The sequence below is a fragment of the Roseivirga sp. UBA1976 genome, assembly GCF_002336325.1.
Lineage (GTDB): Bacteria > Bacteroidota > Bacteroidia > Cytophagales > Cyclobacteriaceae > Roseivirga > Roseivirga thermotolerans.
In genome coordinates this window covers 3,662-14,309 of the sequence record NZ_DDDQ01000050.1, presented here as the reverse complement: position 1 = coordinate 14,309, position 10,648 = coordinate 3,662, and the positions used below count along the sequence as shown (strand labels likewise).

The 10,648-nt window shown below is 45.1% G+C and carries 7 protein-coding genes and 1 pseudogene; all 8 read left to right on the top strand.

Annotation, left to right across the window (positions count from 1 at the left end; all coding sequences use genetic code 11):
• Positions 1-1,039: pseudogene (locus B3763_RS05480) on the top strand (hypothetical protein); the annotation flags it as partial.
• Positions 1,040-1,493: 454 nt separating this feature from the next.
• On the top strand, positions 1,494-2,687 hold the full coding sequence (locus B3763_RS05475) for a DegT/DnrJ/EryC1/StrS family aminotransferase (RefSeq protein WP_286744517.1): 1,194 nt from the start codon (positions 1,494-1,496) through the stop codon (positions 2,685-2,687).
• Positions 2,687-3,418, top strand: coding sequence for a 3-deoxy-manno-octulosonate cytidylyltransferase (gene kdsB, locus B3763_RS05470; RefSeq protein WP_286744514.1), 732 nt, complete (start codon positions 2,687-2,689; stop codon positions 3,416-3,418). Before B3763_RS05475 ends, kdsB begins: the two co-directional genes overlap by 1 nt.
• 1 nt (position 3,419) lies before the next feature.
• On the top strand, positions 3,420-4,496 hold the full coding sequence (locus tag B3763_RS05465) for an iron-containing alcohol dehydrogenase family protein (protein WP_189630943.1): 1,077 nt from the start codon (positions 3,420-3,422) through the stop codon (positions 4,494-4,496).
• 138 nt (positions 4,497-4,634) lie between these two features.
• On the top strand, positions 4,635-5,522 hold the full coding sequence (locus B3763_RS05460; protein ID WP_286744511.1) for a sugar phosphate isomerase/epimerase family protein: 888 nt from the start codon (positions 4,635-4,637) through the stop codon (positions 5,520-5,522).
• 236 nt (positions 5,523-5,758) lie between these two features.
• Positions 5,759-7,099 carry a sugar porter family MFS transporter gene (locus B3763_RS05455; RefSeq protein ID WP_286744507.1) on the top strand — a complete coding sequence of 447 codons (1,341 nt, stop codon included), beginning with the start codon at positions 5,759-5,761 and terminating at the stop codon, positions 7,097-7,099.
• 170 nt (positions 7,100-7,269) lie between these two features.
• Entirely contained in the window at positions 7,270-9,249 is a 1,980-nt protein-coding gene (locus B3763_RS05450) for an LVIVD repeat-containing protein (protein ID WP_286744505.1), read from the top strand.
• Positions 9,250-9,338: 89 nt separating this feature from the next.
• Positions 9,339-10,505, top strand: coding sequence for a YncE family protein (locus B3763_RS05445; protein WP_286744503.1), 1,167 nt, complete (start codon positions 9,339-9,341; stop codon positions 10,503-10,505).
• The last annotated feature ends 143 nt before the right edge of the window (positions 10,506-10,648 follow it).

Sequence of the window (10,648 nt, the reverse complement as noted above, 5' to 3'; positions counted from 1 at the left end):
ACAGTATGCCATTGGTGGTGGTAGCAACGAATCGCTCATTACCAGCGCACAGGATTTTCAAGATGCCCTCTCACAGTCATTGGGTGCTTTGGTTCAGTCTGGTGCCGAAGGTGTAGTGCTTACCCTACCTCCATACGTGCTTCTCCCCTACTTTAGAGCCGTTCCTTACAACGCCATTCCAATGACTGATGCGAATGAAGTGGCTCAGCTCAATGCGGCTTTTTCTGGACTTAACAGAGCCTTGGATGGCCTTGTACAAGTGTCGCAGCAATCTCCTCTTGTGAATGTTTCACAGCAGGAAGCCGACCGAAGAAAGGTAAGCTACGCACTGGGAGCAAACCCTATACTGATTAAAGATGATGCCCTGGTAGACTTCGATCGTCCGGGCGGTGAATTCGATATCCTTTTGGCCTTACAACTTATTACCCCTGCCGAAAGACAGGCACTGGCTCCTTATGGACAATCTCGCCCGGCCACGGCTAACGATCTTCCGACATTGGCTTCAGCCAGTGTGTTGGGAACTGCAGTGGGAGGCAATGAACAAGCACTTGTAGGTATTACTGTTCCTGCGGCAGACAATCTGATTCTTTCGGCCTCAGAAGTACAAACAGTAGTGGGTACCAGAGCGCAATTCAATGCCATTATAGCAGGCGTAGTTGCCGGTATCAACGCTCAGTCTAACGGCTCAATTACGCTTGTAGATGTGCAGCCGGCTTTTGCTGATTTATTCGGTCTTAGCCCGGCCGCAGCTCGCTTCCTAATAGACCCAAGCCAGGGAACCAATCAGGCTTTAGAGGCTATGGGTGAGGCAGCAGCAGCGCAAGCCGATGGCCAGCTGGGACTAGAGGTGGATGGTCATAACCTAAGACCTGACTTTGCACCCAATGGAGTATTCTCTACTGATGGTGTACACCCGAACCCAAGAGGTAATGCCATAATTGCCAACCTAATTATCGATGCACTAAACACGACCCGAGGCGCTAACATACCTCATGTAAATGTGATAGCCCTGAGAGGTATTGTGGCCACCGATTTATAGGCCATAGCTAAAAGAAACGTAAAGACTGTCTTAAAAGTCCTTGCTTTCTCCTATTCACAACCAATGAGAATGGAGAGCAATCTTTTAAGACAGTTTTTTTATGCCTTGAGAAAAGGGCAAAAAAAGAACCCCGAAGACGTATTCTTCAGGGTTCACCTCAACCAAATAGATTATTAACCATCAACTTCACATACCAACAAGAAGCTGCTTAGCAACTTCATCATACTTAAGACAAGCATTCTGCCAAAGGCTTACAAAACAACCAAACCATTGATTATCAGTAATTTATAATATAAATAGGTCGACATTGGCATGATAAATCAGACCACAGAAAGAAAAATTTCCCATTCTGGGATTGGTTAACAGCTATCGACAGCCTGATTGTTTTAAATCCATCGGGCCTATTTGTGAGACCTGATTATTTCTATCTATTTTTGACCCAAAATTTAGATACATGCCAGGATTTGAATTCTTCGGAGCAGAAGAGCGAAAGGAAGTAAACGATGTGTTAGAAACAGGCATTCTGATGCGTTATGGCTTCGATGCCATGCGCAACAACCAGTGGAAAGCCAAAGAACTGGAAAAAGCCATTCAAGACACTTTTCAGGTACAACATGCGCAGCTTACCTCAAGCGGAACCACCGCTTTGAGTACAGCCATGGCTGTAATGGGAGTAGGTTATGGAGATGAGGTTATAATGCCCACTTTTACCTTTGTGGCCAGCTTTGAGGCCATTATTGCGGCCGGAGCAATACCTGTGTTGGTCGATGTCGATGAAACCCTCTGCCTGGACCCCAAAGCTGTAGAAGCAGCAATTACACCCAAAACCAAAATGGTAATGCCTGTTCATATGTGTGGTTCTATGGCACAAATGGATGAGTTAATGGCCATTTGCGAAAAGCATGACCTTCTGCTGTTAGAAGATGCCTGTCAGGCCATTGGCGGTTCGTTCAACGGACAAAAACTGGGTACCATAGGCCATGGAGGAACTTTCTCTTTCGACTTTGTGAAAACTATAACCTGCGGTGAAGGAGGAGCATTCCTTACCAATAACAAAGAGTTTTATACACATGCCGATCATTATACAGACCATGGGCATGACCACATTGGTACTGACCGGGGTGCTGAAAGCCACCCCTTTCTGGGCTATAACTTCAGAATATCTGAGCTTCATGCTGCTGTTGGACTTGCCCAAATAAGAAAACTCGATAGCATATTGGCTACGCAAAGAAAGCACAATGCTATTATAAAAGCCGCTTTACAAAAAGTAGAGGGCATTAGTTTTAGGTGCATACCAGATCCACAAGGTGACAATGCCTCGTTCCTTTCTTTCTTCCTCCCTACCGAAGATTTAGCCCGAGCAGCACACAAAGCATTGCTTAGTAATGGGCTGGGAGGAAACTTCTATTGGTACGATAACAACTGGCACTATATTAAAAAGTGGGACCACCTTAAAAACGCCACCTCGTTGTTCCCGTTGAACCCTGCATTGGTAGACGCCATTAAGAACACCGATTTTAATGCCTTCCAACAATCAGATAAGATTATTGGCCGAACCATTTCTTCTCTTATCAACCTAAACTGGACAGAAGAGCAAGCTCATGAACGAGCAGAGAAGATGGCCCAAACCATAGCCTCAGTTTTATAATGAAAGTTGTTGCCCTTATACCAGCCCGATACGATGCCACCCGGTTTCCCGGTAAACTAATGGCCAAATTGGGCTCCAAGTCGGTGATACTGAGAACCTATGAAGCCACACTAAACACTGGTCTTTTCTCCGATGTATTTGTGGTGACAGACTCAGAAGTTATTTACAACGAAATAGTTGGCAATGGTGGAAAAGCCATAAAGAGTATAAAAAATCACGAATGTGGTAGCGACCGAATAGCTGAAGCAGCTGAACAAATAGAGGCCGACATTATTGTCAACGTTCAGGGCGATGAACCCTTTACCAAAAAAGAACCTTTGGTAAAATTGCTCAACGTTTTCGAAGGTCCCGATGCAGCCAATATTGACCTGGCCTCTCTCATGCAAGTGCTCACCAAAGTAAACCAAATTGAAGACCCCAATTACGTGAAAGTGGTCGTTGACCAAAACAACTTTGCCCTGTTCTTTTCAAGGTCGCCCATACCCTACCCGAGAAATAAAGAAGCCAACACTAAATACTACGAGCACATAGGAGTATATGCTTTTAGAAAACAGGCCTTGCTCGATTTTTACCATACCCCAATGACCCTGCTTGAAGACACTGAAAAAATTGAGTGCCTGAGATACCTGGAAACCGGCAAAAAAATTAAAATGGTAGAGACCGAATACATGGGCATAGAAATCGATACGCCCCAAGATCTCGAAAACGCAAAAACATTTATTGAAGATTAAGATGAAATTCAAAAACTTCCCAATGGTTAAAATGGTCGTATACGGCAGAGGCTGTTTCGACCAAACCCAAGACATACTCACCCCTCACAGAAAAGCAGATTTTCCATTTATCTTTATTGTAGACGATATTTTTAAGGGGAACAATGCCCTGATCAACAGAATACCGCTTAGCGGCACAGACAAAATAGTTTATGCCAGTGCAGCTGATGAGCCCAAAACCAAGCAAGTAGACGCCATAGCCAACTCGCTAAAAGAGGCTTATGGAGAAGTTTCCGGTATTATTGGCATTGGTGGTGGTAGTATGTTAGACCTTGCCAAGGCTGTTGCCCTAATGATGACCAACCCGGGTTCTTCGGCCGACTATCAGGGTTGGGATCTGGTAAAAGTTCCCGGAGCCTATCATGTAGGTATTCCCACCCTATCCGGCACAGGTGCCGAAGTATCTAGAACTACGGTACTTACAGGGCCACAGCGCAAACTGGGCATGAACTCAGACTATACTCCTTTCGATCAGATTATTCTCGACCCCGAATTGATCAAGAATGCTCCAAAAAACCAGCGGTTTTATACAGGAATGGACTGTTACATACACTGTATTGAATCGCTTACAGGCACCTATCTCAACACCTTCTCCCAATCGTATGGAGAAAAGGCACTGGAGCTTTGCGAAGAGGTGTTTTTGGAAAAGGACGTTTGGGATGATGATTCTGACGACAAACTAATGATGGCTTCTTTCCACGGAGGCATGTCCATTGCCTACTCGCAGGTTGGTGTAGCCCATGCCCTCTCCTATGGCCTGAGCTTTTTGTTGGGCACCAAACATGGTATTGGTAACTGCATAGTGTTCGATCAGCTCGAAGAGTTTTATCCTGAAGGAGTGGCCAAATTCAAAGCCATGGTGAAAAAGCATGATATCGATATACCGAAAGGCATCTGTGCCAACCTCACCGATGAGCAATTTGAAAAAATGATTGATGTGGCCCTGTTTTTAGAACCCCTTTGGGAAAATGCCTTGGGTAAAAACTGGCGCGACACCATTACCCGAAAGAAATTGAGAGCAATGTACGAGAAAATGTAAGTCCAGTACTGTCTGAACTTCATCAAAAGACACCCAACACCGAAAGTAGGTTTGGGTGTCTTTTCGTTTATACCCCTCGTGAGTTTCTGCTAGAAAATTTTCTTCCTTTTTCTTAGTTTCAAAGGAAATATCGATCAAATGAAACGCAGAAACTTTATTCAAACAGCCGGTCTTGCGGCAGCTTCCGCACTGGTGGCCCCTCAGCTTTTGGGGGCAACACGGAGAAGCGAGACCATTAAATCATTCGGCTTTCAGGCCTTTACCGTTCGAGATGTGATCTATAAAGACATGCCCGGTACTCTGAAGAGACTAAGAAAGGCCGGATACGACTATATGGAGCTATTCGACTTTTCTGATGGAAAAATACTGGGAAAGCCCATAGCAGAAGCCAAAGCCATTTTCGAAAAATCTAAACTTCAGGTAAAAAGCATTCACACACCAACGGGTGCCGGAGAACGCAAAATTCCGGGCACCCTTTGGCATGAGCCACAGCGCGCAATAGACGATGCCGCCACCCTTGGTGCCGAATTTATAGTTTGCCCCTGGCTAATGCCTTTTGAACGGGAGTCTATAGACCAGTATAAAGCACTTTGTGAGCAACTAAACAAAGTGGGTGAAGCCGCTAAAAAATCCAATATCCAGTTGTGCTACCACAACCATGACTTTGAGTTTATGGAGCTGGATGGTGAAGTTCCTATGGAGGTTATCTTAAAAGAAACTGACCCTCAGTACGTGAAAATTGAGCTCGACATATACTGGGCTCGCAAAGCCGAAAAAAACCCGCTAACCTTCTTCAGACAAAACATGGGTCGCGTACCACTATGGCATGTAAAAGACCTCTCCTTAGACGATGGGCAACCTATGACCGAAATTGGCAATGGAATTATAGACTGGAGACAGATTTTTGGTCATAAGAATGATGCGGGAATGGAATATTTCTTTGTAGAACAGGATGGTAATTTTGCCGAAGATTCAGTAAGCAGCCTGGAAACAAGTATTAAACACTTAAAGAAACTCGTATTCTAATCAATCCCTAAGAGCAAGGCTGCTTCAAAAGTCATGGGTTTTCTTAAGGCCAGTAAGCAACGCAACAGTTGCTTCTCTTTTAGAACTAACCCGGGCACTACCAAGCAGCCTTGGCTCCATCTGGTACACTTACCGAAAGGCTGCTCGCAAGCCAACCACTGAAACAAAACCGGGCAGTCGGCACGGAAGCTTAACCGGATTGAATATTTTTCACTCTGCTGACTTAAACACGGATAATGAACAATAACAAAGTCTTTTACTGGTCGATTGCCGGAGCATTGGCCGGATTTCTATTTGGATTCGATACCATAGTAATCAATGGTGCCGAACAAGAGCTACAGAAACTCTGGTCCGGGTATACGCTCAATGGTCGAAACGATCTTTTCCATGGTATAGTGGTAGTCGGTTCAGCCTTGTGGGGAACTGTTATTGGAGCCATGTTTGGCGGTTTTCCCAACGATAAGATCGGTCGTAAAAAGACTTTGTTTCTCATAGGAGTTCTATATACTGTTTCTGCCCTGGGCTCTGCACTTGTAAGCGATCCATGGCTTTTTGCAGCCTTCCGCTTTATTGGTGGCTTGGGTGTTGGAGCATCGACCATAGCCGCACCAACCTTTGTTTCAGAAATTGCCCCAGCCAACCAAAGAGGGCGCCTTGTGGCCCTCTATCAGCTAAATATTGTATTCGGTATCCTTGTCGCCTTCATATCCAACTACCTGATTGCTAAAAGTATAGAAATAGAATCCTGGCGATGGATGATAGGCATTGAAGCCCTGCCTGCCTTGCTCTATACACTCATAGTGCTGACCGTACCGGAAAGCCCTCGTTGGCTTTTACTAAAGCAGGGTAATGTGGAAAAAGCGCGTAAAATTTTCGAAAAAATTTACCATTCCACCCAGGTTCAAGCCCAGTTAGAACAAGTTCGAACCTCTTCGCCACAAACACGCGGCTCTAGCGAAAAGCTTTTTTCGGCTAAGTATAAACGTCCCCTCCTGCTCGCTTTTGCCATTGCGTTCTTCAATCAGTTCAGTGGTATCAATGCCCTGCTATACTACGCCAAAAGAATATTCTCAGAAGCCGGCCTGGGCGAGGATGCCGTATTTTTAAGTACAGTAGGTGTAGGTATTGCCAATTTTATTTTCACCATTATTGGCGTAATTATTATCGACAAAGTAGGCCGTAAACGCCTAATGTATATAGGTTCCTTTGGCTATATTATTACTCTCACCACCACCTCACTAGCCTTCTTCTTTGGTTGGGCTTCTATTGTACCACCTGCTTTATTTCTATTCATTGGAGCTCATGCCATAGGCCAGGGCGCTGTTATATGGGTATTTATCTCTGAAATTTTCCCCAACCACATGCGCTCAAAAGGTCAGTCCTTTGGCTCATCAGTACACTGGTGGTTAGCAGCCATTATACCAGCCCTAGTTCCCGTATTGTTCACCACCATTGGTGCCGGTTGGGTATTTGCTGCTTTTGCCATACTCATGGCCTTTCAGCTAATTTTTGTTTGGAAGGTTATGCCCGAAACCAAAGGCAAAACACTGGAGCAGTTGGAAACTGAAATGCTCTAATAGCTCCAATGGAAGGCCATAAAAAGAAAAACCCACTTTTTAAGCACTGAATCTATGGGCATTGAATATGCCTCTGTGTGCCGAAAAATTTGGTATACCACCTGTCAATCATAGGTTGTATGATTTGAGCAGATTAGGTACTTTTCATTTTTAAACTTAAACCACTAATAATGAAGCACTTGTTAAAACTCACCTTTTTAGCCCTGCTCCTGCTGCCGGCAGGTCTTATGGCTCAAAAGAAAATTGTAGCTCCGGATGAAATTGTTCTCAATGTGGGAGAAAAGAAAAAATTAGACATCTACGTTCAGGAAAACGGCAAAAAGTCTAAAGAAGATGTAAGAGCTTTCTCACGCGCCAGACGCAGTGTATATGTAGATTCTACCCAAACCATTGAGGCATTTAAACCCGGTGAGTTTGAAGTGCTTGTAATTGGTGGTGGTTCAGTGGCCGATTATCCTGAAGGAAATCGCAAAAGCATCAAGGTAAGGGTCAACTACCCTCCCATTTCAGAAATTAAAATAGAAGGCATACCCAATACTATTTATGCCGGTACTCCGGTAGCCCTCAAATACAGAGTAATTGATAAGGCCGGTCTGGAAAGAACAGATGTTCAGGTTACTTTTAGCTCAGCCAACTCTTCGGTGGCCAGTGTTTCCGGTTTTGGGGTTATCAATACATTCAAAGAAGGAAAAGTAAATATCACTGCCAAAGCAGAAAACATTGAAAATACCATAAGCCTAAATGTGGTTAAAAACCCTATTACTCGTATTGAGCTTAGTGCTGATGGAGACCAGGGAAGAACCGGTGATGTGTTCCATTTCAATGCCAAAGCACTCGATGCCAAAGGCAATGTAATTGCCGATGCACCCATTCAGTATTCCTTTTATGGCGTTTCTGACGATGTAAGCCAAAGCGCATCGGGCCTGATTAAGCAAGATGGCCGGTTCGTAGCCGATGAAGCGGGAACATACACCATAACCGCTGCCGCAGGAGTAGCTTCCGCTTCAAAAACCCTCCGCATTGTACCTCGGGATGTTACACGAAAAATTGAAATGGTAGGTCAGGGTTCTGTTAACGATAAGCATACGTCAGACCTGTGGATTTGGGAAGGTGTAGATGGCCGAGACTATGCGGTTACCGGCACCTGGGGAGCCGATGGTAAGGCCTACTTCTGGGACGTCACCAATCCTGCCAACATTTTTAAAATAGACTCTGTGCAGGTAGACGCCCGAACGGTTAACGATGTAAAAATTTCAGAAGACGGCACCATTTGTGTTATTAGCCGGGAAGGAGCCTCTAACCGTAAAAACGGACTGGTCATTATCGATGTAAAAGACCCTCGAAACGTAGAAATCATCTCCACTTTCGATGAAAACCTAACCGGTGGTGTTCACAATGTTTTCATCTACAAAAACCACATATACGCCCTTAGTGCCGGTCAAAAGTACTACATCATTAACATAGAAGATCCCAAAAAGCCCTATGCGGTTTCTAAATTTGAACTAGACACGCCAGGCCACGCCATACACGATGTATGGGTAGAAGACGGAATCGCCTATTCTTCTAACTGGTCAGACGGTATACAGCTAGTGGACGTAGGCAATGGCATAGCCGGAGGATCGCCCAAAAACCCGGTGCAATTTGCAAGCTATGCCTATCCGAACGGAGCCAACCATGCCGCCTTCCCGTACCGAAGCAAAACCGGAAAATTCTATGTAATTGGTGGTGATGAAATCTTCCCCTACGGACTCAACACAGCCAAGGGTGGAGTAAATATGGCCGGAGGTTATCTGCACATTATTGACTTTACCGATCTGGAAAACCCCGAAGAAATAGCCAGAGTTGAAATTCCTTATGCCGGCTCTCACAACTACTGGATTGAAGATGATATACTCTATGTAGCTTTCTACAATGCCGGGGTAAGAGTTTTCGATTTGAGTGGAGAGCTAATGGGTGACCTAAGAAAACAAGGCCGCGAAATTGCCTGGTTTATTCCAAACGATGGCAATGGCTATACCCCCAACGCACCGTTTACCTGGGGAGCTCAGTTGCACAAAGGACACATCTTCTTCTCTGACTGGAATAGTGGACTGTGGTCGGCCAAATTGGAGCCAGAAAAACCAAAAGAAACAAAAATTCAGTCGAAGTAATTTAGAGCATTCTGTGATCAGTATGTCAGTAAATAGGTAGAAATTTACTGATGTGCTGATCAATAGATCACTGATAACCACCAAAAGAAATGAAGAAGCTATTTACCCTTTTTGGCCTCGCCATAGCCCTGTCGGTACAAGCTCAGAGCTATTACGTGTATGTGACTGCCGAGTCTGAAGACGAAGTGTCGGTTGTGAAGTTTGACGGTAAAAAAGCCGAAACCATCAAAACAATTCCTGTAGGGGTTTGGCCTGCCGAAATTGAAGGGCCGCATGGTATTACCGTTGGTCCCAATGGTGAATATTGGTACTTGAGCCTGGCTCATGGCAACCCATACGGTATGCTCTACAAGTTTAAAACCGGAACCGATGAGCTGGTAGGCACCGTTCAGCTGGGCCTCTTTCCTGCCTCTATGCAGGTTTCGCCTGTAACAGGCCTGCTCTACTGTGTTAATTTCAATCTCCATGGCGATATGGTACCCAGCACGGTATCGGTGGTCGATGTGGAGTCTATGACCGAGCTCGACCAGATCACTACCGGTGCCATGCCCCATGGCAGCCGACTAAGCCGCGATGGAATGAAGCATTATTCGGTGGCCATGATGTCGGGCGAACTATTCGAAATTGATGCACTGGATCTGGTTGTTACCAAAAAATTCGATCTGGACGAAGCCAGTAAAATGCTGGACATGGATCATTCGAAGATGGACCACTCAGCCATGGGACACAACATGACAGACAAGGGTCAAAAAGAAAAGGCTATGGATCACTCCAAAATGGATCATTCGGCAATGGGCCATGGAGCCATGAAGCACTCAGCATTTAAACCCACCTGGGTGAGCCCTCACCCATCTAAAGATCTGGTGTATGTGGCCGGCAATGGAGCCGATGAGGTACTGGAGATTGATACCAAAACCTGGAAAGCCACTCGCAAATTCAAAACCGATAAAGGGCCATATAACATCGATCTGTCGCCCGATGGCAAGTACATGGTAGTATCTTATAAATCGGCCGCGAAAACCGGGATCTGGAATTTGGAAACCGGAGAAGAACTGGCCAGGCTAAACAACAGCCAGAAGGTCACTCATGGTGTAGCCGTTTCTCCCGACTCGCGATATGCCTTTGTAAGCGTGGAAGGTATTGCCGATGATCCCGGAATGGTGGATGTAATTGATTTACAAACGCTTAAAGTTGTAGACACCGCATATCTTGGAAAACAAGCCGGAGGCATTGCTTTTTGGAAGGTTGAAGACTGAAAAAAAAGTTAACATTTTTTGCTCAAAACATTTTCAAATCTAAACTCAACGACTACTTTTGTACTCCGATTTCAACGGTGGTCCATGGTGTAACTGGCAACACGTCTGATTTTGGTTCAGAAGAGTCTAGGTTCGAGCCCTAG